21 protein-coding genes and 1 pseudogene are annotated in these 26,550 nt (G+C 62.0%); 9 read left to right on the forward strand and 13 right to left on the reverse strand.

The genetic code is table 11. The features are described from left to right. Positions 1-201: 201 nt before the first annotated feature. From ACT3TS_RS08365 to ACT3TS_RS08410, 10 genes are all read right to left on the reverse strand, one after another. Positions 202-1,845: a peptide ABC transporter substrate-binding protein gene (locus tag ACT3TS_RS08365; RefSeq protein WP_444531051.1), complete on the reverse strand. Its 1,644-nt coding sequence runs from the start codon at positions 1,843-1,845 to the stop codon at positions 202-204. A gap of 308 nt (positions 1,846-2,153) precedes the next feature. Further along, the gene (gene typA / locus ACT3TS_RS08370; RefSeq protein WP_444531052.1) at positions 2,154-4,070 is read right to left on the reverse strand and encodes a translational GTPase TypA; all 1,917 of its coding nucleotides are present in this window, start codon (positions 4,068-4,070) and stop codon (positions 2,154-2,156) included. Between the two features lie 315 nt (positions 4,071-4,385). Further along, on the reverse strand, positions 4,386-5,018 hold the full coding sequence (locus tag ACT3TS_RS08375) for a response regulator transcription factor (RefSeq protein WP_444531053.1): 633 nt from the start codon (positions 5,016-5,018) through the stop codon (positions 4,386-4,388). Then, on the reverse strand, positions 5,012-6,160 hold the full coding sequence (locus ACT3TS_RS08380) for a sensor histidine kinase (protein WP_444531054.1): 1,149 nt from the start codon (positions 6,158-6,160) through the stop codon (positions 5,012-5,014). Before ACT3TS_RS08380 ends, ACT3TS_RS08375 begins: the two co-directional genes overlap by 7 nt. After that, the gene (locus ACT3TS_RS08385) at positions 6,097-6,852 is read right to left on the reverse strand and encodes an ABC transporter permease (protein ID WP_444531055.1); all 756 of its coding nucleotides are present in this window, start codon (positions 6,850-6,852) and stop codon (positions 6,097-6,099) included. The genes ACT3TS_RS08380 and ACT3TS_RS08385 overlap by 64 nt, the downstream gene beginning before the upstream one ends. Then, a complete protein-coding gene (locus tag ACT3TS_RS08390) occupies positions 6,849-7,808 on the reverse strand; it encodes an ABC transporter ATP-binding protein (RefSeq protein WP_444531056.1) in 960 nt (319 codons plus the stop codon). The genes ACT3TS_RS08385 and ACT3TS_RS08390 overlap by 4 nt, the downstream gene beginning before the upstream one ends. Positions 7,809-7,853: 45 nt before the next feature. Continuing rightward, positions 7,854-7,979, reverse strand: coding sequence for a hypothetical protein (locus ACT3TS_RS08395; protein WP_444531057.1), 126 nt, complete (start codon positions 7,977-7,979; stop codon positions 7,854-7,856). Positions 7,980-8,013: 34 nt separating this feature from the next. Continuing rightward, a complete protein-coding gene (locus ACT3TS_RS08400; protein WP_444531058.1) occupies positions 8,014-8,676 on the reverse strand; it encodes a hypothetical protein in 663 nt (220 codons plus the stop codon). A 50-nt stretch (positions 8,677-8,726) separates the two neighbouring features. Continuing rightward, entirely contained in the window at positions 8,727-10,547 is a 1,821-nt protein-coding gene (locus ACT3TS_RS08405; protein WP_444531059.1) for an ABC transporter substrate-binding protein, read from the reverse strand. Between the two features lie 286 nt (positions 10,548-10,833). Further along, positions 10,834-11,370, reverse strand: coding sequence for a DinB family protein (locus ACT3TS_RS08410; protein WP_444531060.1), 537 nt, complete (start codon positions 11,368-11,370; stop codon positions 10,834-10,836). 102 nt (positions 11,371-11,472) lie between these two features. On the opposite strand from ACT3TS_RS08410, the gene ACT3TS_RS08415 reads away from it, so the two are divergent. Both ACT3TS_RS08415 and ACT3TS_RS08420 read left to right on the forward strand, forming a co-directional pair. Further along, positions 11,473-11,877: a VOC family protein gene (locus ACT3TS_RS08415; RefSeq protein WP_444531061.1), complete on the forward strand. Its 405-nt coding sequence runs from the start codon at positions 11,473-11,475 to the stop codon at positions 11,875-11,877. A gap of 88 nt (positions 11,878-11,965) precedes the next feature. Then, the gene (locus tag ACT3TS_RS08420; RefSeq protein WP_444531062.1) at positions 11,966-14,077 is read left to right on the forward strand and encodes an FAD-dependent oxidoreductase; all 2,112 of its coding nucleotides are present in this window, start codon (positions 11,966-11,968) and stop codon (positions 14,075-14,077) included. Positions 14,078-14,167: 90 nt separating this feature from the next. Here the strand turns inward: ACT3TS_RS08420 and ACT3TS_RS08425 are convergent, their stop codons facing one another. Together ACT3TS_RS08425 and ACT3TS_RS08430 are read right to left on the reverse strand one after the other, a co-directional pair. Next, positions 14,168-15,055: a DUF808 domain-containing protein gene (locus ACT3TS_RS08425; protein WP_444531063.1), complete on the reverse strand. Its 888-nt coding sequence runs from the start codon at positions 15,053-15,055 to the stop codon at positions 14,168-14,170. A gap of 151 nt (positions 15,056-15,206) precedes the next feature. Beyond that, positions 15,207-16,130, reverse strand: a complete 924-nt coding sequence (locus ACT3TS_RS08430) for an alpha/beta hydrolase fold domain-containing protein (protein WP_444531064.1) — start codon at positions 16,128-16,130, stop codon at positions 15,207-15,209. 122 nt (positions 16,131-16,252) lie between these two features. Between ACT3TS_RS08430 and ACT3TS_RS08435 the strand changes: the two genes are divergently transcribed. After that, on the forward strand, positions 16,253-16,642 hold the full coding sequence (locus ACT3TS_RS08435) for a ribonuclease inhibitor (RefSeq protein ID WP_444531078.1): 390 nt from the start codon (positions 16,253-16,255) through the stop codon (positions 16,640-16,642). Positions 16,643-16,813: 171 nt separating this feature from the next. Here the strand turns inward: ACT3TS_RS08435 and ACT3TS_RS08440 are convergent, their stop codons facing one another. Beyond that, complete coding sequence (locus ACT3TS_RS08440) at positions 16,814-19,927, reverse strand: AAA domain-containing protein (RefSeq protein ID WP_444531065.1); 3,114 nt, start codon at positions 19,925-19,927, stop codon at positions 16,814-16,816. A 406-nt stretch (positions 19,928-20,333) separates the two neighbouring features. Between ACT3TS_RS08440 and ACT3TS_RS08445 the strand changes: the two genes are divergently transcribed. The 6 genes and pseudogenes from ACT3TS_RS08445 to ACT3TS_RS08470 all read left to right on the forward strand — a co-directional run bounded on the left by ACT3TS_RS08445 (position 20,334) and on the right by ACT3TS_RS08470 (position 26,456). After that, positions 20,334-21,023 (forward strand): hypothetical protein, encoded by a 690-nt coding sequence (locus tag ACT3TS_RS08445; protein WP_444531066.1) that lies wholly within the window; start codon positions 20,334-20,336, stop codon positions 21,021-21,023. Between the two features lie 503 nt (positions 21,024-21,526). Further along, positions 21,527-22,219 carry a histidine phosphatase family protein gene (locus ACT3TS_RS08450; RefSeq protein ID WP_444531067.1) on the forward strand — a complete coding sequence of 231 codons (693 nt, stop codon included), beginning with the start codon at positions 21,527-21,529 and terminating at the stop codon, positions 22,217-22,219. Positions 22,220-22,243: 24 nt separating this feature from the next. Continuing rightward, positions 22,244-22,807 (forward strand): DUF3090 domain-containing protein, encoded by a 564-nt coding sequence (locus ACT3TS_RS08455; protein ID WP_444531068.1) that lies wholly within the window; start codon positions 22,244-22,246, stop codon positions 22,805-22,807. After that, positions 22,807-23,574, forward strand: a complete 768-nt coding sequence (locus ACT3TS_RS08460; protein WP_444531069.1) for an SCO1664 family protein — start codon at positions 22,807-22,809, stop codon at positions 23,572-23,574. The genes ACT3TS_RS08455 and ACT3TS_RS08460 overlap by 1 nt, the downstream gene beginning before the upstream one ends. Positions 23,575-23,914: 340 nt before the next feature. Further along, positions 23,915-25,080 (forward strand): annotated as a pseudogene (locus ACT3TS_RS08465) (DDE-type integrase/transposase/recombinase); the annotation flags it as partial. A gap of 305 nt (positions 25,081-25,385) precedes the next feature. After that, the gene (locus ACT3TS_RS08470) at positions 25,386-26,456 is read left to right on the forward strand and encodes an IS110 family transposase (RefSeq protein WP_444531070.1); all 1,071 of its coding nucleotides are present in this window, start codon (positions 25,386-25,388) and stop codon (positions 26,454-26,456) included. Positions 26,457-26,550: the final 94 nt, after the last annotated feature.

Consider the following 26,550-nt stretch of genomic DNA (forward strand, 5'->3'; position numbering starts at 1 on the left):
ACGCCCAGTGCCCGTAAGCACAAATCGTTCATGAAATTACCTGTTCAATAGTTGTCGGTACAGGGCACCGATAGCATCAGGCTACGGCATGTTGGGCATAAGCGGCCCAACTGCCGAGCCGGACTGGGTGCAACATGACACAAAGGGGGAACCCGGCGGTGAGGCCGGGTTCCCCCTTTGATGCCACAGCTGTGAAAATCGTTACTTGGCAGTGACTGCGTAGTACAGCGGGACGCCGTTCCAGCCAAACTCAACCGTGTTGACGTTGTTGCTCCACACGCCCTGGACTGCCTGGTACCACAAGGGTACAACCGGCAGGTCCTTCAGCAGGATTTCCTGTGCCTCGTTGAAGATCTTGTTGCCGGCTTCAACGCTGGTGGCGGACAGGCCTTCCTTCAGTTTCGCGTCGAACGCTTCGCTGGAGTAATCGCCGTCGTTGGACCCTGCGCCGGTGCCGTACAGCGGACCGAGGAAGTTGTACAGCGACGGGTAGTCAGCCTGCCAGCCGGCGCGCGACGCGCCGGTGAGCTTCTTGGTGTTGACCAGTTCGCGCATTTCCTTGAACGAGCTTACCGGGTTCAGCTCAGCCTTGATGCCCAGATTGGTGGCAATCTGGTTGGCCATGGCAGTGATGTATTCCTTGTTGCCAGCACCATCGATGTTTGAGGTGATGGTGAAGACCTTGTCGGCCGGCCACGGCTCGATTGCGTCGGCCTTGGTCCAGAGTTCCTTGGCCTTGGCGGCATCGAAGGTCAGAACCTCGTTGCCCGGGATGGAGTCGCTGTAACCGTCCAGAACCGATGAGGTGAACTCCTTCACGACCTCCTTGTTGCCGTAGAAGATCTTATCGATGATCTGCTGGCGGTCAATGGCCATGGAGATGGCTTGACGACGCAACGTGCCAGCTTCACCCTGGAACTCGGGCAGGTAGGACGGGATGGTCATGGTCGCGTTGCCAGCATAAAGCTGGTTGACGTTGCGGCCTTCGAAGTCTGTCTTGAAGTTCTGCAGACCACTCGGGGGTACCTGGTCCAAAACGTCCAGAGTGTCCGACTGCACGCTGGTGTAGGCTGCGTCGGGGCTGGAGAAGATGGTGAACGTCACGCCGCCGTTTTTGGCTTCGCGCGGGCCTTTGTACTTGTCGTTGGGGACCAACTCGATGGAAACATCATGCTTCCAGCCGCCATCGGCCAGCTTGTACGGACCGTTGCCGACCGGGTTCTGGCCGAATGCCTTCGGGTCTGCATAAGCGGACTCGGGCAGCGGGTAGAACGCCGTGTAGCCAAGACGCAGCGGGAAGTCGGACTCGGGCTGTGCCAGCTCTACCGTGAAGGTGGTGTCGTCGACAACCTTCAGGCCTTCCATCTTGTCTTCAGTGGATCCTTCAGCGGAAACCTTGTCGTAGCCCTTGATGGACTCGAAGAAGTAGCTGTTCAGCTGTGCGTTCTTGGCGGCAGCACCAAAGTTCCAGGCATCAACAAAGTTCTTTGTGGTGACGGGTGTGCCATCGCTGAAGGTCTGGCCGGTTTTGATCTTGATGGTGTAGTTCTGGGAATCCTTGGTCTCGATGGACTCGGCCAGTTCATTCACCGACTTGCCGGTGACGTCGTAGCTGACCAGACCGGTGAAGATCAGGTCCATGACCTTGCCGCCACCGACTTCGTTGGTGTTTGCCGGCAACAAGCCGTTCTGCGGCTCGGTGTTGTTGGCCGTGATGACCTTGGTGGTGTCGCCGGCAGCGTTGCCGTCGTTGCCGCCGTCACCCGATCCGCCACCACATGCGGTGAGGGACATGGCCAGAACGGCCATGATTCCCAGTGCCTTGGAAGTGCGTGTGAAACGCATTCCGCCTCCTTGATGTTTTATTGGTTTGGAGCGGAAGCACCAGTGCTGCAAGGTATCCGGGTTCATCGTTGAATCCGAAGGTGTTCCAACTCATACCCCATAATCCTAGCCACCAAATGTTACTTGGAAGTAAACAAGGGCCCTTCTGGGCAGATCTTTACCGAGATGAGACTTTAGACACAGCAGCCCGCCCCGGTGAAAACCGGGACGGGCTGCTGTGATGAGGCTATGAAACTAAAGGCGTGGGTGGGCCCACACGCCCGAGGGGGCCCAAAATCGCGTCAGCGATTTATGGGGAGGCGCGGGGACTATGCCTTGGCGCGGCTGCGGAAAGCCTTGGCGCGGTCTCCGGCGTTCAGGATCAGCTTGCGGATGCGGATTGCCTCCGGGGTGACCTCGACGCACTCGTCTTCGCGAGCGAATTCCAAGGATTCTTCCAGGGTCAGGTTGCGCGGCGGGGTCATGTTCTCGAAGGTGTCCGAGGAAGCTGCACGCATGTTGGTGAGCTGCTTTTCCTTCGTGATGTTCACATCCATGTCGTCGGCGCGCGAGTTCTCGCCAACGATCATGCCCTCGTATACCTCGGAGGTGGGCTGCACGAAGAAGTTCATGCGCTCCTGGAGCTTGATCATTGCGAACGGGGTGACGACGCCTGAGCGGTCAGCCACGATCGAACCGTTGTTGCGGTATTCGATCGGGCCGGCCCAGGGCTCGTAGCCCTCGGCCAGCGAGGCAGCGATACCGGCACCGCGGGTGTCGGTCATAAAGCGGGTGCGGAACCCGATCAAGCCACGGGCCGGAACGATGAATTCCATGCGGCACCAGCCGGTGCCATGGTTGGCCATGTTGGTCATGCGGCCCTTGCGGGAAGCCATCAGCTGAGTCACGCCGCCCAAGTATTCTTCGGGTACGTCAATGGTCATGTGCTCCATCGGCTCGTGCGTCTTGCCGTCGATCTGCTTGGTGACAACCTGGGGCTTGCCCACGGTCAGTTCGAAGCCTTCGCGACGCATCTGCTCCACGAGGATCGACAGTGCCAATTCACCACGGCCCTGAACTTCCCAGGCGTCGGGACGCTCGGTGGGAAGAACGTTCAAGGAAACGTTACCGACGAGTTCCTTTTCGAGGCGGTCCTTGACCTGTCGTGCCGTGACCTTGTGGCCCTTGACGCGGCCGGCGATCGGGGACGTGTTGATACCGATGGTCATGGAGATGGCCGGCGGGTCAACCGTGATCAGCGGCAACGGCTGCGGGTCGTCGATGTCGGTGAGGGTTTCACCAATGGTGATGTCCTCGATGCCGGCAACAGCAACGATCTCGCCGGGGCCAGCCGACTCGGCAGGCACGCGGGTCAGTGCCTTGGTGGCCAGCAGTTCGGTAATCTTGACGGACTTGGTGGTGCCGTCCTGACGGCACCAGGCAACGGTCTGACCCTTGTGCAGGGTGCCATTGAAGATGCGCAGCAGGGCAAGGCGACCCAGGAACGGGGATGCGTCAAGGTTGGTGACGTGTGCCTGCAGGACACCCTCAGGGTTGTAGGTGGGGGCCGGGATGTGCTCGAGGATGGTCTGGAACAACGGCTCCAGGTCCTCGTTGTCCGGTGCTTCACCGTTGCCGGGCTGCGTCAAGGAGGCGCGGCCCAACTTGCCGGAAGCGTATACAACGGGAACGTTCAAAACGGCGTCGAGGTCCAGGTCCGGCACTTCATCGGCCATGTCGGAGGCAAGACCCAGAAGCAGGTCCATGGACTCGGCAACAACTTCTTCGATGCGGGCATCGGGACGGTCGGTCTTGTTGACCAACAGGATTACGGGGAGCTTCGCGGCAAGCGCCTTGCGCAGCACGAAACGGGTCTGCGGCAGCGGGCCCTCGGAAGCATCAACGAGGAGCACGACGCCGTCGACCATGGAAAGTCCGCGCTCAACTTCGCCACCGAAGTCGGCGTGGCCGGGGGTGTCGATGACGTTGATCGTCATGACGGTGCCGTTGGCGGAGGGCCCGTTGTAAGCCACCGTGGTGTTCTTGGCCAGGATGGTGATGCCCTTTTCGCGCTCCAGGTCGCCGGAGTCCATGACGCGCTCAGCAACGTCGCCGTGTGAGGCAAATGAGTGCGTTTGCTTGAGCATGGCGTCGACCAGGGTGGTCTTGCCATGGTCAACGTGCGCCACAATGGCGACGTTGCGCAGGTCATTGCGCGAGGCAGTGTTGAGAGAAAGATCGCTCATGCGTGAAGACTCGTTTCAGTTGGGCCCGGCTGCAGGCCCGGAAGGGCAAAGCAGAAAGTCACATTGATGTTTGGCCGTGAAGAATCGGCAGATAACACCATTCTAGTCGTATCGACAAATACGGCCTAGTCACTTTATCCCATGATTGGCACTTTTTTTGCCATCCGGGCTCCCCTTGTTGCTGCACTGGTGCCTGCGCCGGCGGTTTTTAGCGCTTAAAGTACGACGGCGGAAGCTGCGTTTCGTGACGAAACTCACCTGCCGCCGTCGTGCTTTGGGTGCGTTGCACGGAGAGCCAGCCCTTGGACGCCGCCCTCAGATCCAGCCCTGCCCATGGGCCACGTGCGCAGCCTCGATCCGATTTGCCGCCCCAGTCTTGCCAATGGCGCTGGACAGGTGATTGCGCACGGTGCCGACGCTCAGGAACAGTGCGGTGGCTATCTGCGCGACAGGTGTGCCGGACTGGGCACGGGACAGCACCTGGCATTCGCGCTCCGTCAGCGGGTTGGCGCCCTGCCCCAGTGATTGTGCAGCCAGCTTCGGATCCACCACCCGGTCTCCGGCATGCACCCGGCGCACCGCCGCTGCCAGCTCGGCGGACGGCGTGTCCTTGACCAGGAATCCGCTGGCACCGGCGTCGAAAGCAGCCCGCAGATATCCCGGCCTGTCGAAGGTGGTCACCATCAACACCTTGCATTCGGGGAGACTGGAGCGCAGCAGCGAGGCCGCCTGCAGCCCGTCCATGACAGGCATTTGGATGTCCAGCAATGCCACCTGGGCCCCGTGCTCCCGGGCCAGCGGCAGCACCTCGGAGCCGTTCCCGGTCTGGGCCACGACCGTGATGTCCGGCTCCAGGTCCAGCAGGGCCGCGAGCGCGCCCCGCACCAGCGCCTGGTCGTCGGCCAGCAGCACACGGATGGGGGCGGCTGCGTCGACAGGAGTCACCATGAAATCTCCACCTTCGTTCCGCCGTGTTCGGACGGGCCCATCTCGCAGCGTGCCCCGTGCAGCCGGGCACGTTCCCGCATCCCGCGCATGCCATGCCCCTCCCGGGCTCCGGCGAGGGAGTCGCCGTCGTCCTCTATGCTCAGGGCCCCGTCACCGCTCCGGATCCAACACGTGGTGGCGTGGGCGTGACGCAGCACGTTGGTCACAGCCTCCCGCAATATCCAGGCCAGGGCGGTGGAGTGGGCGGGGTCATTTTCCTGGACATTGCCTACGAGAACTGTCTTGACGCCGGCGTCGTCGAGTGCGGCACGCACCAGGGACAGCTCCTCCCCCAGCGTTGTGCGGCGCAGCCCGCCCACGGTGGCACGGATGGAATCCAGGGCTTCAACGGTTAATGTGTTGATTTGTTGCAGCTCGCTCCTGGCGGCCTCGATGTCGGTATCCAGCAGGCGTTCGGCAAGTTGAGCCTTGAGTCCCACCGCTGTGAGCGAATGACCCAGCGCATCGTGCACATCCCTGGCCATGCGCTCCTGTTCGGTGAGCATGAGATTTTCCAGCCGCAGGTCCTCCGATGCCGTGCTCCTGCGGATCAGCGTGGTGTTCACCGCATTGACCACAATAAGGACCATCAACAGGCCCAACAGGAACACATAGCTGCCCAGGCCCGCTGCGACAGCAAAGATGACGCTGCCCCCGAGGATCACAATGTTGGTGATCCACATGGATCGCACCGAGAGCAGATAGGCGGCGAAGCTGACCAGGAAGGGCGCGAAGCTGATGGCGTCGGCGCCAAGAAGCGGGGCGCTGGCCACGACGATGAGCAGCAGCACAGCGAACGGGATCCAGGCCCGGGCCTGGCCTGTGGCGTTGACTCCGAGTTGGCTGCCGAAGTTGTAAAACGTCCAGAGATACACCACTCCGAAGGCGGCGATCAGCCCGTAGCCCGCCACCCGTGCCGGCATGGGGAGTGTGGATTCGGCGACTGTGAGGATCGGGAAGATCAAAAAGACGATCCAGGCCGCCGCCAGCAGCCAGCCACAACGCGACCAGAAGGAATCCTTGGGCCTGGCGCCCTTGGTCACCGCCGGGCCTGCGAGCGCCGCAGTGCCCACAGTGCCAGTGCCGCGAAGAGGAGTGCCCATACAACAAGGTTAGCCAACAGCATCCAGATTGAATCGGCGGGATCCCCGGGGTTGACAGCTTCCCCTTGCAGGAGGGGCCAGCGCACCAGCCCCGCAAACCCGTACATCGGCGTAAACCGGGCAATCTCCAGCAGGGTCCCACTCAATGGCAGGAACACATTGCCGAAGAACGCGAAGAACACCATGGTGCCGCTGGCCACGCTGATGGCTGTCTCTGACTTGAACCCCATCCCCACACCCATGCCGTAGAGCGCGAAGACGACCGATCCGGCAACGGCAATGAGGTAGCTCAGTGCCCAGATCAGCCAGCTGTCGGCCTGGGCGCCGGTGGCCGCCCCGACCACAAACACCACCGCTGCCGCGACAGCAGCAACAATGATCGCCACGCTGACCTTGGCCGCGATGAACCCTGTCGGTTTCATCGGTGTCAAGGCGATCTGCCGGCCCCAGCCCAACAGCGATTCGGTGGCGGCCGTGCCGGCAATCGCCGTGGTGGCCACGGCCGCCCCATAAGCCGCCATGGAGGCCATGATGTAAAACTTCACATTGCCGCTCCCGGCGGGCTGGTCCCCGCTGCCGAACATGTTCCCAAAGAGGAGGTACATCACCGCTGGCAGGCCGATGGTGAACATGAGGTTCCCGACGTCGCGGGTTTGGCGGAACAGTTCAATGCGCACATAGGTGGGGTTCATGAGCTCTCTCCGGTCAATTCCATGAAGGCAGCGTCCAAGGTTGGGGCCACGATTTCCAAGTCGGTGGCTGCCAGTTCACCCAGCAGCAGCCGTGCAGCGGCATCTGAGCCGGGACCCGTCGCAAAGATCCGCTGCCCCGTGAGCCGCACCGAGGTGATCTTGTCCAATGCCTTGAGGGCTGCCACCGCATGGTCGGTTGGCAGGCCTGCCGGGAGCGTGGCACTGACAACCCGTCCGCCGGTAGCTTCCCGAAGCTTCGCGGTGGGCCCGTCAACCAGCACCCTGCCGGAGCCGATGAGCACTGTGCGCTCGGCAAAGTCCTGTGCTTCTTCCAAGTAATGGGTGGCGAACAGCACCGTGCGTCCCTCCAACGCGTCCTGGCGCATGGTGTCCCAAAATGCGTGCCGGGCCGCAACGTCCATGCCCGCGGTTGGTTCATCCAGGATCAGCAGGCGCGGATCGGGCAGCAGCGCCAGGGCAAATTTGAGCCGCTGCTGTTCACCGCCGGAACATTTGGAAACCTTTCGCTTGGCAAGCGCGGTAATGTCGGTGCGTTCCATGACCGAATCGATCCGCTCCCGGGCCCCGTGCAGGGCGGCGATGGCTGTCACGGTTTCACGCACGGTGAGATCCCGCAGCAACCCTCCGGTTTGCAGCACGGCCGAGACGTCCCCGGCCTCAACCGCTGTGCGCGGACTTTTGCCGAACACGCGGACGGTTCCGGAAGTGGGCGCGGTCAGCCCCAGCATCATGTCGATCGTGGTGGTTTTTCCGGCACCGTTGGGTCCGAGAAAGGCCACGATCTCACCCGTGCCCACGCTCAGGTCGATCCCGGCGACAGCTTCCAGCGGCCCCTGGGCGGTGCGGAAGCTCTTGCGGACCGCCTCAAGTTTCAGCGCGGGAGCTGCTTCCGACGTTGGGGTGCCCGCCAAATATTTGTTTGTCTTGGTTTGCATGCTTCCAGTCTGCTCGACCCGGCAGGAGACCTGAAGTGCAAAATGTCATGGGTGTTCCGCGGCGGAGCCCACATCGCCAAGCATGCTCTTGAGTACGACGGCGGCAGGCAGCTCGGGACTCCTGCCGCCCACGAAGTGGATAGCAAGGCACACCGCGGTTGTTGACCCCATGGTCACCCATGCTGCCGGCTTCAAGGATCCCGGCCTACGCGGAAGCGGAGAACTGTCCTCGAATCAAGTCCCCCGGCTGTTCGCCGACAGGGATCTCGGTGACTGTGAGCTGACCGTCCTTTTGCACGGGTGGGGCCGCCAATTCCCGGGTGCCGTCGGCGTTGACTTTGACGTTCACTGCCGTGATGTCCGCACCCTGGCGGTGCTGCCGGACAACGACCAGACCGCCGGCCATGCCTTCGGCGTCCGCGACCGCGCTGTTGACTGTTTGCGCCATGAAATCAAGGACGTCAATGTCAGGACGCAGCGGCACGCACAAATACTGGCTCAGCGGGCGGGCAAAGATGGCTGCTTTTCCGTGCGGGGAATCAACCACATGGACGGGCAGGGAGGAACTGGCGCCAAACCGGGTGACCTCAAGCCACTGGGTTGCTGTCGAGACGATGACCGACAGCACAAGCGCACCGTCAAGTAGGTTGATGCTGTCACCGTCTGCTTCGGCCATGTCCCGAATATGCAATGTGGTCAATCCTGCGCGCACGAGGTCGCTGTCCTGCGGCAGATCGGCCAATGCCAGCACGCTGCGGCTCAGCTCCGCCCCCGGGCCGGGGTTGAAGGAGAGCAGAGCCAGAATTTCGTGGCTGGTGATGCGCAGGGCGCTTTCGGGGATTGTTTCGGGGATTGTTTCGGGGCTCACGGTTCTCGGATTCCTCACGTTGATGGTTCGTGCGACCTCTGACAGGGCGACTATTTGACGTACGACCACTGGGCAACGCTGTGCCACGGGCCAATGTCCAGTGGCGAATATTCCACCCCTGCGGCGTGTTTTCCCGTGGCACTGAGAGCCGTTCGCTGGAACAACGGCAGTCCGTAACCGGCTTCAATGACCAGCTTGTCGATCTGCATCTTCAACGCATTTTGCTTGGCGTCGTCCGGCTCCACCGCCAGTTGTTCGGTGAGCTGGTCCGCCACGGTGTTGGAGAAGTTGTTGAGGTTGGAGGCCGCCCCGGTCTTAAAGACCTGCGGCACCTGGACCGAACCGGTCGGGTTGCCGGTCCAGCCATACAGGGCCACGTCGAAGGCACCGTCCTTCAGCGCGTCAAGCCACTGGTCTGCGTTGCGGCCGGCGTCGGTGACGGTGAACCCAGCGGCGGTGGCCGACTCCGCAATCAAGGAATACTCCAGGACCCGGTCCGGATCATCCTTGTTGTACAGGATCCGCACGGTGGGCCGGGCGCCGTCGAGCAGTTCCTTGGCCTTGTCCATGCCGGGATTCTCTGCTGCGGGCGTCTCCGGCGTGGCTGCGGAAAATTCGGTGATGCCGTTGCTGCCGGCAGATTCCTTGTACGGGACCTGCGCCGGATGGAACATGAACGAGTTCAGCAACTGCGCCTCGGGGTCAAGGGGCTTGGCAACCTGGTCAACGATGGCCTGCCGGGGAACTGTGTGCAGAAAAGCTTCACGGAGATCCGGGGGCGAGAGGACACCCTTGAAGTTCAAGACCACCTGGTCAAAGCCCAGCCCCTGGCCCTGCTGGATCTGGACACCCTCGGGCTCCAGGCCCGCCAGGGTGCTGCGTCGTTCAGGCGTCACGGCCGGGGAGACGACGTCGGCCGTTCCAGCCTCAAGGGCGGCCACCTGCTTGTCCGGATCCTTCTCGTAGTGCACAGTCAGGGTGTCAAGCTTGGGTGCCTGGCCCCACACGTAATCCGCGTTGCGCGTCAGGACCAGTTCCTTCCCGGCGGTCATCCCCTTGACCAGGTATGGACCGTTGGACAGGGCCAGGGACGGATCGGGCATGCTTTTGGTGTCAAAGCCGGTGTTCCAAAAATCGGACACCTTGCGCAGCGTTGGATTGGCGGAAACAGGCTTTTCAGGATCCCCCTTCGGCACGTCCTGCAGCAGCGAGGTCAGCGCAGCGGCGTCCGCAAGTCCCGAACGAACAGCCACAATGTGGGCGGGAATGCCGACAGTGGATCCAAGCGCGGTTTCCCAGTCGGAAAACGGGGTTGTGTAGGTCAGTGTCAGGGACGTCCTGTCATCACTGATGACGGGAAGTTCCGTCTGGGCCAGGCCGGTGTGGTCCCCTGCCGCATGAAAATATGCGGTCCCAGTGGTGACAGCGAAGTTCTTGTCCAGCGTTGAATCGTTGAAATAACCAGACGCCGCGGCCCATTCCAGGAACAGGTCATCCGCGGTCACCGGCGCACCGTCAGACCATTGCACACCGCTGTTGATGGTGTATTTGATGGTCAGCGGCTTGTCCTTGACCTTTTCATACTTGCCAAATTTCTCGTTCTTCACAATCTTCAAGTCACTGCCAACGGAGTTGAAGCCCGAGTGCGTGGCGGATTCGACCCGGGTGTTTGTCTGCGTGGCGCCGGTGACGCTCATGGCGTTGAACGAGGTAAACGGGGCAGCTTCGAGGACCGTGACATTCCCGCCTGCTGCAGCTGCGGTGGACGTCTCCGTCTCGTCGGGGGACGGTGTGGTGCTGGTGCAGGCCGTCAGGGCCAGTGCCAGTGCTGCGGCCGCAGCCAGTACTTTGGAAATGCGTCCGGGCCGCATTCCACCTCCAGGTTCGTCGCTTCAACATGTCATCCGGGACGTCAATGGCGTCGCGCAGTCCCGGGAATCGTTCTGCCTGCTACAGTACCGCAGCCATCCGGCCGGGCCCCGTCCCGACCATGGGGGTTCGCTGTGAACGTGAGCTTTCCCTCGCGGCCGGTGGCGGGCGACGGCGCCACGGCACTGCAGCGGCAGCAGGCGGTGGTGACGACCAGCGCGAGCCGGACCTGCAGCGGCAGCCGGCGGGTCCGGCGTCGTGCTTCAGGGCCTGCAAGAGTCCCGGATATTAGTAACCGGTGCTGCCGTCGATGCGCTCGCGCAGCAGGTCCGCATGCCCCAGATGCCGGGCGTACTCCTCCAGCATGTGCGTGTAAACCCAGCGCAGGTTCAGCTGGCGGCCGTGCCGAAGACCGGGCAGCGGCGCGTTGAGATCGCTCACACCGGCTGCGTGCGTGCGGACGCGTTCGAGTTCCAGGGAGTAGGCGGCCACGTCGGCAAGGGCTGTGGACACGTCGTATTCGGTGAAGTCCGCATCGGGGTCCTCCGAGCGGTACCGGGCCGCTTCATCGGTCCCCGCCACAACGTTGGAAAACCAATAGCGTTCGACGTCGGTCAGGTGCCGGACGATCCCCGCGATCGTCATGGGGGACGGCGGCACGGCGGCCTGGCACAGCTGTCCCGCCGTCAGTCCGCCGACCTTCAGGGGCAGGGTTTCGCGGTAAAACTCCAGCCACGCTTCGAGCGACTCCCGCTCCCCCGCCATGAAGGGCGGGCCGGTGCGGTTGTCGGAAAGGTCAGGCGTGCGATCTTCGGCAGTGTCCATGGGCTCAACAGTTCCACACCTTGCCCGGCTGCGCCTTGATTTCGCCGCCCAATTCCGGCCGGGCCCTGTTCAAATCGGCGCGGTTGGGGGAAGAATGGCTGGATGGTCTTGCGCATCGAAAATCTGTCCATTGATTCCACCATGCCTGTCGAAATGGCGCAGTTCTGGGCGGAGGTGCTGGGCTGGCGGATCGAAGAGGACGACGACGATGATGAGGTGGCGCTGCTGCCGCCGCCCGGCAGCGCCGAAGCCGGGGTTCTCCCGGACATCTTGTTTTTGCGGGTGCCCGAGGACAAGGCCGTGAAAAACCGGCTGCACCTGGACCTGCGCCCGGACGACCAGGCGGCAGAGGTTGCCCGTCTGGAGGCCCTGGGCGCCACCCGGATGGATATCGGGCAGGGCGGTGACGCCACCTGGGTGGTGATGGCAGATCCCGAAGGCAACGAATTCTGCGTCCTCCGTGGCCGGTCCACCGCGGAAGGCGGTCCGGCCACGCCCGCGGGGTGAAGCTGTTTTCCGCCTCGGAGAAGGTGCGCGGTTGAATGCGGCGACCGCCCGTAAAACAATAGTGTCGCCAAGACAGTACTATTGAGTTATGAACACAAAGACATTCCCGCATCTGATGAGCCCCGGACTCATCGGTCCCCTGCAAACGTCAAACCGCATCGTCCTGCCGGCCATGGACATGAACGTCTCGGAACACGGCGAGATCGAACAGTCCGAGATTGACCACTACGTGGCCCGCGCCGCCGGCGGGGCGGGCCTCATCATCACCGGCGCGTGCGCCATCGCCTTCCCGTTTGGCGCGGCGTCCATGAAGGAGCCGGGCCTCTCCGACGACAAGTTCATCCCGGGGCTCAAGGCACTGGCGGATGCCATCCACGCGGCAGGCAGCAAGCTGTGCATCCAGTCCACGCACCACGGCAAGGTGGCCCGCGTGGACGTCGCCAATGATCGCCCGGTTCTGGCGCCCAACAAGCCGGACTACAGCTACAACATGTCAGCACTGGCAGACAGCACCCCGGATGAGCTGCGCCGGATGGGTGCAGCCACCGCCGGGAAGCAGGCAACGTACAAGGAAATGACCGACGATGACATTTCCGGGCTCATCTCCGATTGGGCCGACGCCGCCGAACGCATCGCCAAGGCCGACTGCGACGCCATCGAGATCCATGTGGCCCACGGCTACATCCTCGGGGTGTTCCTGAACCAGCGGGACAACAAACGCACTGACGAATACGGCGGCACGCTGGCCAACCGTGCACGCCTGGCATGCGAGGTCATCGAGGCCGTCAAGGAGCGGGTCGGCGACAACCTGGCCATCCTGGTTCGCGTCTCTGGCGAGGAATACGGGCAGGAAGGCGGCCTCACGCTCGAGGAGGCCATTGAGGCTTCCGCGCTGTTCGAGCAGGCAGGCGCCGATGCGATCCACGTGACCGGGTGGGGGCGGAACCCGTTCGACAATTTCACGGACGGTCCGCTGCCCAGCAAGGTGGGCGCTTACCTGGAGAACGCCGCGGAGATCAAGAAGCACCTTACGATCCCGGTGATCGCCGTCGGCCGCATGCTCCCGGACATCTCCGAAAAGGCCATTGCCGAAGGCAAGGTCGATTTCGCCGCCATGGGACGCCAACTGCTCGCGGATCCCGAGTTGCCGAACAAGCTCCGCGCGGGCAAGGCAGACCAGGTGCGCCCCTGCATCAACTGCTACCTGTGCGTTGCCGAGAACTTCTTCGATGACACCCCGTTCTGCGCCGTCAACCCTGCCCTGGGAAACGAGGCGCTTCTCCCCCTCAAGCCGGCCTCCGCCTCCAAGCACGTGGTGGTGGTTGGCGCCGGCCCCGCCGGCCTGGAGAGTGCCCGCGTCCTGACCGAACGTGGCCACCGGGTCACCGTGATCGACAAGTCCGATCGTTTGGGCGGGACCATGTGGTTCTCCACGATGACCACCCCTGACAACGAGCGCCTGCTGCGCTGGTTCAAGGCCGAGATCAAGCGCCTGCGCATCGCGGTCAAGCTGAACACGCCGGCCACGCTCGAGACGATCCGGGCGTTGAACGCCGACCACGTCATTGTGGCTACCGGCGCTGTCCGCCCCAAGCCGGACTTTCCCGGCGGCGATTTGCCGAACGTGCAGACCGGCGACACGTTGCGGGCCATGATGCTCGGGACGGCGACCGCGCAGGAGGCTGGCTTCGTCCTCAGCAACCTTGGTAAAATGGGACGCCTCTCCGGCTTGACCAAGAGCCCCGAGTTCGTCCGTCAATTCACCAAGTACTGGCTGCCCATGGGCAAGAACGTCGTCGTCATCGGCGGATCCTTGGTTGGCTTGGAGCTCGCCGAGTTCCTGGCAGAGCGCGGCCGCAACGTTACGCTCCTGCATGAGAAGCAGCAGCTCGGCCTGCCCTTGGCCATGCCGCGGCGCTGGACTGCTGTGAAGGATTCCCTTGACCACGGGGTGAAGATCCACCGCAACGTTGCCATCACGCGCATCACGCCCAAGTCGGTCGAGTGGACCGAGGGTGAGGAGAGCTTCTCCGCCCCGGCGGCCATGGTGGTCTATGCAGACGGAACGACGGCGGCCGCTCCCCTGGCCGAGACGCTCAAGGAAGCAGGCATCAGCTGTGACGTGGTTGGCGATGCCGGCGCAGTGAATTACATCCACGGTGCCATCCACTCTTCGTGGGACGTTGTCACCGAGCTGTAGCCCGTCACAGTGCCCTAACCCGGTAAAGCTCGACGGCGGCACCCTGGCCGGGTGCCGCCGTCGAGCCTTGTTCAGCTGAGCCGGGCGAGCTTACGCTTCTGCGTGCTCCCGACCTGGCCGCATCTTTTGGACTGCAAGCATGACGCCGACGGCGATCAGGCCGATCAGGAGTCCTGCCACGGCTGACAACAGGGTGCCGCCGAACCAGGTAAGAACAGCACCGAGCGGTTCGATGGCGTGTTCCACGCCGTGCAACAGGTCAGCGGGCCAGTGCCAGCCCACCTCCCCCAGGTTCAGGATGGCCAGGTGGCCACCAACCCAGAGCATGGCCACGGTCCCGATAATGCCGATGACACGGAAAACAGTTGGCATGGAACGGACTACTACCGTGCCGAATTTGCGCGTGCCGCTCTTGTCGCTGGACTCCATCTTGATGCCGACGTCGTCGAGCTTGACCAACAGCGCAACCGCGCCATAAACCAGCGCCGTCATCACCAGCGCGATCACCACGAGGGCACCGAGCCGCATCCAGAAGCCCATCCCGGGGTCGAGGTTGGACAGGGAGATGAGCATGATCTCGGTGGAGAGAATCAAGTCTGTTCGCACGGCACCAGCAACGAGCGCCTTCTCATCGCGTGCCCCGTCCTCCTTGTGGGCATGAACGTGGCCAAACCATTCGGCCACCTTCTCTGCACCTTCGAAGCACAGATAAACACCGCCGACAATCAGCAGGTACGGCAGCACCCACGGCGCAAACGCGGTCAGGAGCAGCGCCAACGGAATGATGAAAACAAATTTATTGATGAGCGAGCCGCGGGCGATCTTGGCCACCACCGGGAGTTCGCGGGCGGGGGTCAGCCCGGCAACATACTGCGGGGTGACGGCGGCGTCATCGATGACCACGCCGGCCGATTTGGCAGAGGCCTTCAGCGCGGCGGTCAGGATGTCGTCAACGATGGCAAGCAGGCCAACAGACATGGTGCGCTCCTTGGGTCTTGCGGTCAGTGTAGTTAAGGCGCCTCAGCGAAAGCCAAGCAAAAAACATCCTAGACTGTGCCGGCGAAGCCTGACGACATTGCCACTGCAGCCGGGCAGGCGGGCTGCTGCATTCGGGCGGGCTGCCCGGGGATCATGGCAGGGCGTCAGTGGGCTGCAAGCTTTGCACAATGGTTCGCATGCCCTGTTTCCCGGCCGCGGTGGGAAGGAGCGCATACACATGCAATTGCCCTTCGGCCTCGTGCCACGCCATCTGGCCTCCGGCCGCTCGCACCTTGGTTCGCAGGAGTTGCGCGTCGGGGTTCAGGATGTCCCGGGTGCCGGTGAGGACGGTCAGCGGCCCAAGCCCGGCCATGTCCCCGAACAGCGGACTGACCACGGGGCTTTCAATGGGGTCGGCACCCCGCCAAGCCTCCGCCAGCACCCGCCCTCCGGGGCGCCCCAGCCATGGGTCGCTGGGCTGCACGGCGTCGATCCGCGGGTTCTTCCAGGTCAGGTCCAGTGCTGGCGAAAGCAGCAGGGTGGAGGGAAGCACAATACCCAGGTTGCGAAGCTCCAGGGCCACCGAGAGCGCAATCTGGCCGCCGGCCGAGTCACCTGCCAGCCGCACCTCGTTGCCGGCGTCGAGTTCTGCCCTGACAAGTTCGACGACGCCGTCCCTCACCTCGCGCGCCGTCCCAAAGGGCACGAGTGGATAAATGGGCACCACGACGCGTTGCCGTGACTCCCGCGCCACGCGAGCGGTCAGTTGCCAGTGCTGGATGCGGATCTCATTGACCCAGCCCCCGCCATGGACATACACGACCACGGACGCCTGCCCCTCGCCATGCTGGGCCCTGTCCGCCGGCACCACGTCATACACGGGCCAGCCGAGTGGATTCGGCAACCGGCGGTCAACACTCACACCTTCCAGACGCGTCGGCGGACCGTAGGGTTCAGGGCGCAAAGCGCGCTCGCGAATTCGCTGCTGTGCGCCCGCCTCGCTCACAAACGCCCGGTTGGCGCGGGTCACTTTCAGGAACACGGGAATCAGGGGTTCGGGAACACGTATCGGCAAGGGATTCCTCTCGGCCGCTCGGCAGTGCATTTTGGTCAGGATACAGCGCGCTGCCATGCGGTGCTGGGCAAGTGCGCATCGTGGTTTATTGTCATGAGCAGGGAAGGGAAGGAGTCCGAGTGATGAAGCAGTACCGAATCAACGGCGCCGAGGTGCACGGCATCCCGGACCTGTACGAGCAGTTCAACCGAGAGCTGATGGCCGAGGAGGACTGGCGTCTTGGCTCGAGCCTGGATGGGTTAAACGACGTCCTCTACCGGGTTGACAGTGAGATCCGGGATGGTGATCCTGCTGTGTTTGTCTGGACCAACCATGCCCTCAGCCGTGATGCGCTCGGGTTCGACGAGACACAGCGGTGGCTGCAGAACAAGTTGGCACAACCGACTTCCTTTAATCAGCAACGCATCCAGTCGGATCTCGACGAGCTGCGGAACGGAGCCGGAAAGACGTATTTCGAGCTCATTCTGGAGGTCTTTGCGGATCACCCGCTCATCGAGCTCGAGCTGCGCTGATCCGGCGACTGCCACGGGGTGATTCCGCCGCCAAGGCATTCCCAGCCCGCCCGCGTTCCTGAGGAGGAAGCCGAAACCTCTGCTCCATCGAGCGGCGGAGCCTCAGCGTGAATCAGAAGAGCTGACGCTACAGGCTCTCTTCCGGGAGGCTCTGCGGGCGGTAAGCCGTACTCACATCTTCCCGTCGCGGTAGAGACCAAGCAGCAAGCCCCGCATCTGGGACTTGTACTTGATGGACTCGTACTGCTCACCCTGTGCGTTGTGCCGTTGCTCCACCACGACGCCCAGAGCTCGGGCCAGCGTCGATGGCTCCCACGCGCCTGGCTCGCCGACAAGGACACCTACCTCACCGAGCCGGGCATTCAGGGCCCGGGCGTTCATGTCGGCATCCTCCGCACGAAGCTCACCAGCCTCGCGCCAGCCCTTTAGCACCATGCTCAACGACGTCGCAGCGGCACCGGGCTCCACCGTCTTTATCGAAGCTGTCACGACGGCTGGTTCATCCACGGACCCGGTGGGAGGCGCAGGGATTCCTTCTTCCTCCACACTGCCTTTCTCCAGGCTGACGGTGCAGGGCTCACGATGAGCGAAGACCGCATCTGTTCGCTGCGCGAAATTGGACATCGGGCCAAATACGGCTCCGTTGTTCCACCGGTTCGCAGCGGCGAACACGATGAAGAGATCCTTCGCACGAGAGACGGCCACGTTCATCAGCTCCGGATTCGCATCAATGAACCCCGACTGCGGGCTGTTCTGCCCGTACGCGGCAGAGAACAGGACGATCGGTCGCTCCGCCCCCTGCAATCGGTGTGCCGTTCCCACAGTCACCTTCTTCCACAGCCGGTCCGGCAGACTCGCAGCCCCATCCGCTGCCCGCACAGCTTTCTCCAGTTCCTGGGTGATCAAACCGGCTTGGGCGCTGAACGGCGTCACGACGCCGATCAGGGCATCCTCAGCGACCCGCTTGTTCGGATCGGGCTCCTGGGAATGGTAGATGTCGAAGAAGTGCGCGTAGTTCTCCACGATCCACGCAGCGACAGCTTCGGCCTCCTGCTGATTCCTCCGGCTGGAACCCTGCCGGGAGTCATTTGATCCAGGCACGTCCACCCACAGAAAGGCGGGGGACACGCCGTCGAGCCTTGATGAGCTGGCGGGACGTTTGGCATGCAACAGCCCGTCGTACAGCAGCGCGTTGCAGAATTCGATGATGTTCGGGTGGCACCGGAAGTGCTCCGCGAGGAACAGTCCTGGCGCCCCCGTTCCATAGCTCCAACTCGAGGCGTGGCTGGCCGCCCGCATCAGACTTGACTGTGCCGAGCACGCGACACCGCGCATTTGCAGGTCCTCGGACCATTCGTTGGACGAGATGCCGGCGCTCTGAGCTACTTCGCTATCGGTCTGCTCGTCGATGGACCACACTGGCGACAGCTGCTTTTCGTCGCCGACCACCAGCGCACGGGAGGCGAGTGCGAAGCTCGGCAAGCCCAGCGGAGTATCCACTTGGCCGGCTTCGTCGACGATCAGCAGATCGATGCGACCGGTGTCGAAGCGGCTCGGTTCCCCCGGTTTCGAGTAGAGCTTGAAGTATTTCGGCACCTGATAAACGGTCATCACGAAGCAGGGCGTAAGGGCCGCCGCCTGCCACCAGTACCGCTCCATGACGTTCGAGGTAGTCTTCCACCGGTTTTCGGCTTCGATGAAGTCATCGATGAGCAGCCATTGCGCTTCAAAATAGTGCACGGCCAACCAGAATTCCGCATACCGCAGGGTCACGTCGAGCATCCGATCAAGCTGTTCGAGGCTCTCGCAGTCCTTGAGTTCGGCTACTTGGCTGATCGACTTTAGATACGCAGAGTCCTCGACGTTGCTGCAGAGGGAAATATAGGCGTTCGACCGCCCCTCGGAGCTCATGGTCTCGATTAGTTCGAGGCGGTGCCCGTCCAGCTCCGTCAGCGCGTCATGGATCCACTGCTGCAGCTGAGGAATGTCGGTGACTCGCCCGAAGTAGGCATGTGCGCTGATTACGAAGCGGTCCTTCGCCCCCGCCAGGTAGGACTCACTGCTGTAGGCGGCGTACGTGTGGCTCTTGTCCTTCTGCTCGATCAGGTACTTGGTTTTCGCCTCGGCCGCTTTCCCCATCGCAGGGCAGTAAACCGCCAGCGAGCGCAACGATTCATCAGTGGATGCACTACCGTTTCGCTCCTGAGGCAACCAGCGGAAGTCCAGCGGTCCGGGCTCGTCCTTCGTCACCGAGGCGAACGAGGCGATGATATTGGTTACGGCCTGGTTGTTGGTGGAGGTGCCCACGATGACAGGCGGAGCGTCCTCTTCCAACGCGCGGCGAGTATAAAGATTGGCCACAATCGCTTGCAGCATCGTCGTCTTGCCCGTGCCGGGAGGGCCGCTTACGGCCGTGATCTCACTTCCGGATTCGTCGAGGAAAGCATGCACCGAGCGACGCTGCGAATCTGTCAACGGAAATCCGTCACTCATAGACCCACACGATTTCTTCGCAGCCTCATACAGCCCATCGCCCTCGTGGATTTGCGTCTCGAGCGGCCTGGCGCCAAGCCACCCGGTGGCCATCCGCTCCACAGTGGCCGGCAGCTTCTTTTCCCGGCCCAGGAAATCGTAGACATCCAGAAGCCCGCCCACTGCATTGATTCGGTCGAGCTCTTGGATATGGCACAGCTCGTATTCGATCGACTCGCCGCGCTCATGCTGTTTCAGTGTGTACTCTTCAAGGGACTCCGCCGCTACCTCCTCGAACAGCCGCGTGCCCAGCTCCATTGCCTCAGCAAATGACTCCGTTTGGGATACACCCGCGCTGAGCTCGGAACGCGAGTAATGCCAGAAGTCAGTGAGTGAACCAACCATGACTCTGCTGCCGCTGACCGAGGGCGAAACCAGACGCTCAGACGGTATCCACGGAGAGGAGGCGGTCTCCAACTCAGGTTCGAGATGACCATCACGAAACAGCTTTGCAGCGAGGAGCAGCAGCCCGTTTTGGATTGTCCCGCCCCGGGGAGGCATTTGATTCAGCGAAACCAGGGACACCACCACAGAGATCGGCTTATCCTCGCCCGGCGCAGTGCTGCGTCTGCTGGCTTCCTTGTCGTGGTTGGCAAATAGTTTCGAAGCATCTTCAACACTTATGGAGCCCGTGGTGAGCTGTGTACGCTGTGCCGTCACGAAGAGGGAATCGTCCTTAAAAGTCACTTCTTCCAGCTGCCCGCGCCTGAGAACCCGCGAAAAATAGTCCGTTATCTGGTGTGCGTCCGCCATGTCGAACTCCTCGTTATTGCTGGTTCCCCGATGCCAGTCACACTACCGGAGCCCTCCGGCTGCAGCGCTCATCTGACGGATGTGACACAGTGGCCGTCAGATGCACTTTTGAACCGACCAATGGCGGCAGCGGGTTGAGCAGTGGACAGGCACCCCGGGGTGTGGAACGACGCAACGTGTGAATGTTTTCAACCGCAATCAACATTTGTCGCCTGAGTTCTCCGTTGATCTTGAGCCGGCCCGGGCGGGGTGCCCGTTTGGGCTCACTTCGCACCAAGCGGCCAGCACGAGATTGCAACCTCATTGTAGAGATACCAAAATGATCCTCAGATGACCTGTCGACTCACCATTAGATGTCTCGGAGCGTCCGAACAGATTTCTTCGCGCGATCAGGCAGAATTGGACCATGAACGTCAACGCACACCTTGACCGAGTGATAGATGCTGGCAACGAAACTTCCAAGCTTCTGAAGATTCCTGCAGACATGATCTCGCTGCACAGTGAACTCCGCGATGCGAAGCTCCCTGATGGGGGAACATTGCAGGGCAAGCGCCAGCACTCACTCCGGTGGGGTGCATTTCTGCTTGTGTATGCACCGCTGGAAGGGTTTTTCAAAGAGGCCCTCAATGACTCAGCGAACACGCGCACGCTACCCCTAAACATTGGCAAAATTCAAAATAAATTCACGACGGTCCACAACGTAAAGCTCTTCACTAAAGACTGGGAAGTTAGAACGCTGATCCCAACAGAGTCCGCAGAAAACAGCAGCTTTTGCGAATGGCGCACCTACCAAGGAACTGAGAAGATTCGGTGTTATTTATCCGATATGAAGTCCCTGCGCGATCGCCTCGGCCACGGCGCAGACCCGTTGACGACGACTAACGAGTCGGGCGCTCTCTGGCCTATAAGAAAAGGGCACTCATTGCGAATGTTGGGCGTGGAAGGCTTCCTTCAGGCGGGCTGTGATCTCGTCAATCAGACCATCACGGCATTTGGTGGCACGTCAGACCAATTTCCAGATTGGCCGGTCCCCCCACGCTTTGAGCGCTTACCCCCAATGCCCAGTTTGGGGATACTTCAACAGTCGAACAGGTAGTGATGGCACTAAACATCACGGGCTGTATTTCGTAACATGTGAAATTCAGGGCTGTCAAAGTCACACTTTAACCAGGGCTCAATCCCATCAAAAGACCCTTGCTGATGGATGTGAGGAACGACTACACGCATCCGCTGACGCGAGCGGTTGGACTACACATGTAATTAATCAAATGAGTAAAAACATGCTCCAGGAACCAAAAAGGGTTCCTCCTCAACCGCTTTCAGCTTGTTCTGCAGGGAGTCCCGCTCATGCCCTCGTATCGACGCTAAAGGCCAACATCATAAACCCCATCGGCTCAGACCTGTGTAGCCGGGCATTCATTCCGGAACAGGCCGATCGAGCAGATAACCCACGAGAATCTAAACACCCCAAGATGCCATAGCCTTCTGGGCGCCCCTAAAGCAGCCACATCTGAACCGGTTAGCTCAGATTGGACATCAGGTTGGTGACACTCGGCTTCGGGGCAGGGTTCGTCGACGGCGGGTGACTAGGCTGGGCGGATGGCAACAGTTATTCTCGTGCGGCACGGCCGCACCACAGCCAATGCGACTGGACTGCTGGCCGGTCGGGCTGCCGGCGTCAGCCTGGACCAGATTGGGCGGGACCAGGCGGCCCTGACCGGAGACCGGCTCGCGGCCGTGCCCTTGGTTGGGGTGGTGTCGAGCCCCCTTGAGCGTTGTCAGCAGACTGCCCAGTTCATCCTCGATCGCCAGACTGGCGCTCCAAACGCGCCGGTCGAACCTGATCTCACCGAGTGTGATTACGGCCAGTGGCAGGGCCGCATGCTCAGTGATCTCGCGACCGAGGAATTGTGGCCCGTTGTGCAGTCGCAACCGTCCGCCGTCGTCTTCCCCGGCGGCGAATCCATGGCAGCGATGCAGTCTCGGTCAGTGGCAGCAATTCGACGCCACGATGCAGCCTTCGAAGCCGAGTACGGGCCAGGGGCCGTTTGGGTGGCGGTGAGCCACGGTGACATCATAAAGGCAGTCCTCGCCGACGCGCTCGGCATGCACCTTGACCTGTTCCAGCGTATTAACGTGGGCCCGGCCTCCGTATCGATCGTGCGCTATGGCGCCAGTCGGCCAAGCGTCTACGCGACCAATACCGACGCGGGCGATCTGTCGTGGCTGTCGAACCACATCCACTCTGGCGATGCGCCGGTGGGCGGCGGGGCAGGGTCAAAGACGCCATGAAGCTCATGGGCCTAGAATATTGACATGCCTACACTAGTTCACGAGTTTTCCTGGCCCGACCGGGTCGTCGTTGGCACCATTGGCCTTCCGGGGGCACGCACGTTCTACCTGCAGGTGCGCACAGGGACGCAGATCGTGAGTATTGCCCTGGAGAAGCAGCAATCGGCTCTGCTCGCGGAGAATATCGACGAAATTCTCGATCAACTCATGACCGTCGAGGGCAACCGCTTCAGCGTTCCCACGGGTACTCCCATCGAACTTGTCGACAATGACCAGCTCGAGGCCGTCCAGGAGCAGTTTCGCGCCGGCGCCATGAGCCTGGGCTGGGATCCAACCACGGCCCAGGTCGTCATTGAAGCCCACCCCATCACCGCTGTCGATGCTGACGACGATGACGACGATGACGAATCGCTTGATGAGGAGAGCGCCGACGAGACCGAAATGCTGCTGGTTCGAATGCCGGTCGGCACCGCCCGTGCATTCGCCAAGCGCACCCGCGAGATCGTGGGCGCCGGGCGTCCGACGTGCCCTCTCTGTGGTTACCCCATAGACGCGGACGGGCACATCTGCACTCTTCCAGAGGCCTGATGCCAACACCGGACCTAGTGACCGCCGAGCTGACACTCACCGGCCGTATCACGACGGCTTCAAACGCTACATTTCTTGGCAGCATCGGCGATGTGGCCGTCGTCTATAAGCCGATAGCCGGCGAAAGTCCGCTGTGGGATTTTCCCCAGGGAACGCTGGCCCACCGGGAGGTGGCCGCCTATCTGGTTTCGCAGACCTTCGGCTGGGGCGTCGTGCCCCACACCTGGCTGCGCGACGGTCCGCTAGGCGAAGGAATGGTGCAGCTCTGGCAGGAACAGGATCCCACCCAAGATGCCGTGACCCTCGTCGCGACGGACCAGATGCCGGAGACGGGCTGGAAACAGGTTCTTCAAGGGCAGGATGAGAACGGCCGGATGGTCGCCCTCGTTCACGAAGACTCGACGGCGCTCAGACGCATGGCGGTGTTCGACGTCGTCGTCAACAACGCCGACCGCAAGGGCGACCACATTCTTGCAATGACGAACGGACACCGGCACGGCGTGGACCATGGGCTCACCTTTCACCGTGACCACAAGCTGCGCACGGTGCTGTGGGGATGGCGGGGAGACGTTCTGACCTCCGACGAAGAGGCTGGCCTTGATCGTGTCATCGAAGGACTGCAGGGTGAGCTGCGCCGAAACCTGGCGGACTTGCTCAGCGCCGAAGAAATCGCATCGCTCGCCGCGCGCTGTACCCAATTGCGCTTGGCCGGGCGGTTTCCGGATCCGAGCGGTGAGATGCCGGCGGTGCCCTGGCCGTTGTTCTGAGGGAATTACGGCTACTGGCTCGACGTCTGTGTCATGTTGAGCCATCTCCTGCACATGGCTGCCTGCTGATCGCCAGCAGCTCGGCGAACCTGTGGCAGCCAACCTGGCCCTGACCCGGGATTCAGACGCCGAAGCGGAACTCCACCACGTTCTGACACAGAGAGGCATCATGCTTGTATGGCTGCAGCGATATCGCCGACGTCACGGCCAAGGCCCTACGTGTCAGGCTGGGACGGTACCACGGGGAAAGAGCAACTCCGTTTGATTGCGTGGGGCGAGAACCAGGAAACCAGTAATAATGTCTAGTCCAGTTTTGTCTTCGGTAGGCCATGATGGTGGCATGAGTAGTTCCGGACCGCGTGCCGGTGGCCCGACCCGTCGTAGGTCGTACACCCCCGCGCAGAAGCTTGAGTTGTTGGCCCAGTACGAGGCCGCTGTTCTCTCCAATGAAGGTGGTGCGTTCCTGCGCCGTGAGGGCTTGTATTCCTCGCAGATGACCGAGTGGCGTCGCCTCCGTGATGCCGGTGTCCTGGAGGGCAAGAAGGCCGGGGATTCCATCGGCAAGCTGTCCAAGGACCAGGCCGAGATTGCGCGTTTGCGTCGCCAGTTAGAGGTGACGCAGGGCCGGTTGAAAACATCCGAGGCAGCTCTGGGTGTGCTGGGAAAACTTCACGCTCTCTTGGAGGATCTCTCCGAGAGGGACGAGGGCGGGGCGAAGCCCGGGAAGCGTTGATGGCCGCCTACAAGGAACTCCTCGTAGTGGGTGTTCCTCAGCGAGACGCCGCCGTCCTGGCCGGTGTCTCGCGGACGACCATGAACAGGAAGCCGGCCCCGCCGCGGGACTGGGAACCGGTGGTCCCGCCGAACAAGCTCAGCCCCGCGGAACGTGCCGAGATCCTGGCCGCGGTGAACTCGCCGGCGTTCGTCGATCTGCCACCCCAGCAGGTCTATGCCAAGCTCCTGGATGCAGGCCTCTATTTGGGCTCTGTATCAACGATGTACCGCGTGCTGGAGGAGAACCAGCAGGTCAAGGAACGCCGCCGTCTGGCCAAGCATCCGCCCCGCGCCGTGCCTGAGCTGGTGGCCACCGCGCCAGGTCACGTGATCACGTGGGATATTACGAAACTGGCCGGACCGATCAAGGGTAAATACTACGACTGCTACATGGCTGTGGATATCAATTCGAGGTTCATCGTTGGCGCTCACGTGCACGCCACCGAGAGCGGTGAACTCGCTGTGGAAATGATGAAGGAAATGTTTGGTATCCACGGCATCCCGCACGTGCTTCACGCCGACAGAGGGACGTCCATGACATCGAAAACCGTTGCCGCGCTGCTCTCTGATTTAGAAGTTACCCAGTCCCATTCCCGACCCCGTGTCAGCAACGATAATCCGTACAGCGAAAGTTTGTTCAAGACCATGAAATTCGGGCCAACATTTCCCGAACGCTTCGCCTCACTCCACGATGCCAGGACCTTCATCAGCGAGTTCACGGACTGGTACAACTGTGAGTATTGGTTGTAGCTGGTCTGGGACTAGCTGGCAGAGTAGGTACTAGCCGTTCCGCCCCGTGGATGTGACTCAGCTACTGACTGGCTCCGCTTGGATGCCTTTTGTGGGACCTGTCCATCCTTTGGGGTGCTCGGCCGGCACCTGCTCGGCCCACCTCGGTGACTTGATCAGAAGGTTGTCCGCCCCGTGGGGCGTGGCTCGTCACAGTGTTGTTCCGAAGTGACCTCTACCCGGGCTGGTACCGGCCGACAACGGCCCTGACCATATGCCCGTCAAAGAGGAAAGATGCAGGTACCGCTATGTCTATAGTCGCGCATTCTCACCCGTTTGTCGTAGGGGTTGACACCCATGCCCGTAACCATGTCTACGCCATCATCACCGCCATCACCGGCGAGCTGGTGGACACACAGGACTTCCCAACCACAGGTGCCGGTATCAACCGTGCCATCGCGTGGGTGGCCCGGCGTACCGGCGCGGACCTCGATACTCTCTGGGCGATCGAAGGAGCCGCTTCCTACGGGGCGATACTCGCAGGCGCCGTGGCAGCCGAGGGCTATCCGGTCGCCGAGGCTGCACGGATGAACGCACGCGCCAACCACGGAGTCGGCAAGTCCGACACCCTCGATGCGCAACGGATCGGGCGGGCCGTACTCGCTTTGGAACAGTCGCACTTGCGCCGGCCGCGGCTGGATGAAGGGGTCCGGGCAGCGCTACGAGTCCTGGTTACTGCCCGGGAGGCCATGACCGGTGAACGCACCAGAGCAGTGAATGCGCTGACTGCGCTGCTGCGCGTCAGCAGCCTCGGTCTGGACGCCCGCAAGGCCTTGACCGGGGCGAAGATTATTGAGGTGTCCCGGTGGCGTGCCCGCGAGGAGGAACTCTCGCTTTCTGTCGCCCGTGCGGAAGCGCTCAGCCTGGCCAAACGCGTTGTTGACCTCGATACCGACTTGGCCAATAACAGCAAGAAGATTACCGAGCTGGTCAAGATCAGCAAAGCCGCCCCGCTCCTGGACGTGAAGGGCTTCGGACCTGTCACTGCTGCCATTTGCCTGACAGTGTGGTCCCACGAAGGTCGAGTCACTTCGGAAGCGGCGTTCGCGTCCCTTGCCGGGGTGAACCCGATCCCGGCATCCTCAGGCAACACTGTCCGGCACCGGCTTAACCGAGGCGGTGACAGGAGCCTGAACAAGGCCCTGCATATCGTCGCCGTTACGCGCATGACCCATGACGAGGAAACTCGCAAATATGTACAGAAACGAGAGGTCGAAGGGCGAACAACCAAGGAAATTCGCCGCTGTCTCAAACGTTACCTCGCCCGGCGGGTCTACCGAATCTTCAACTCAAAAAACGAGGACCTGAACACGGCTTGACAAACATAGAAGGGTCCACGACCACCAGCACTCCGGGATTGGCTTCCACACACCCGCCAACGTCCACTACGGGCTCGCCGGCGCCATAGCCAAG

This window comes from Specibacter sp. AOP5-B1-6, from assembly GCF_052376555.1.
In the GTDB taxonomy this organism is placed as follows: Bacteria; Actinomycetota; Actinomycetes; order Actinomycetales; family Micrococcaceae; genus Specibacter.

Bases quoted from the DNA above. Each gene is read 5' to 3' on its own strand.
- ACT3TS_RS08365 (WP_444531051.1), bottom strand. From the start codon at position 1,845: ATGCGTTTCACACGCACTTCCAAGGCACTGGGAATCATGGCCGTTCTG.
- typA (WP_444531052.1), bottom strand. From the start codon at position 4,070: ATGAGCGATCTTTCTCTCAACACTGCCTCGCGCAATGACCTGCGCAAC.
- ACT3TS_RS08375 (WP_444531053.1), bottom strand. From the start codon at position 5,018: ATGGTGACTCCTGTCGACGCAGCCGCCCCCATCCGTGTGCTGCTGGCC.
- ACT3TS_RS08380 (WP_444531054.1), bottom strand. From the start codon at position 6,160: ATGGGCACTCCTCTTCGCGGCACTGGCACTGTGGGCACTGCGGCGCTC.
- ACT3TS_RS08385 (WP_444531055.1), bottom strand. From the start codon at position 6,852: ATGAACCCCACCTATGTGCGCATTGAACTGTTCCGCCAAACCCGCGAC.
- ACT3TS_RS08390 (WP_444531056.1), bottom strand. From the start codon at position 7,808: ATGCAAACCAAGACAAACAAATATTTGGCGGGCACCCCAACGTCGGAA.
- ACT3TS_RS08395 (WP_444531057.1), bottom strand. From the start codon at position 7,979: ATGGGGTCAACAACCGCGGTGTGCCTTGCTATCCACTTCGTGGGCGGC.
- ACT3TS_RS08405 (WP_444531059.1), bottom strand. From the start codon at position 10,547: ATGCGGCCCGGACGCATTTCCAAAGTACTGGCTGCGGCCGCAGCACTG.
- ACT3TS_RS08410 (WP_444531060.1), bottom strand. From the start codon at position 11,370: ATGGACACTGCCGAAGATCGCACGCCTGACCTTTCCGACAACCGCACC.
- ACT3TS_RS08415 (WP_444531061.1), top strand. From the start codon at position 11,473: ATGGTCTTGCGCATCGAAAATCTGTCCATTGATTCCACCATGCCTGTC.
- ACT3TS_RS08420 (WP_444531062.1), top strand. From the start codon at position 11,966: ATGAACACAAAGACATTCCCGCATCTGATGAGCCCCGGACTCATCGGT.
- ACT3TS_RS08425 (WP_444531063.1), bottom strand. From the start codon at position 15,055: ATGTCTGTTGGCCTGCTTGCCATCGTTGACGACATCCTGACCGCCGCG.
- ACT3TS_RS08435 (WP_444531078.1), top strand. From the start codon at position 16,253: ATGAAGCAGTACCGAATCAACGGCGCCGAGGTGCACGGCATCCCGGAC.
- ACT3TS_RS08440 (WP_444531065.1), bottom strand. From the start codon at position 19,927: ATGGCGGACGCACACCAGATAACGGACTATTTTTCGCGGGTTCTCAGG.
- ACT3TS_RS08445 (WP_444531066.1), top strand. From the start codon at position 20,334: ATGAACGTCAACGCACACCTTGACCGAGTGATAGATGCTGGCAACGAA.
- ACT3TS_RS08450 (WP_444531067.1), top strand. From the start codon at position 21,527: ATGGCAACAGTTATTCTCGTGCGGCACGGCCGCACCACAGCCAATGCG.
- ACT3TS_RS08455 (WP_444531068.1), top strand. From the start codon at position 22,244: ATGCCTACACTAGTTCACGAGTTTTCCTGGCCCGACCGGGTCGTCGTT.
- ACT3TS_RS08460 (WP_444531069.1), top strand. From the start codon at position 22,807: ATGCCAACACCGGACCTAGTGACCGCCGAGCTGACACTCACCGGCCGT.
- ACT3TS_RS08470 (WP_444531070.1), top strand. From the start codon at position 25,386: ATGTCTATAGTCGCGCATTCTCACCCGTTTGTCGTAGGGGTTGACACC.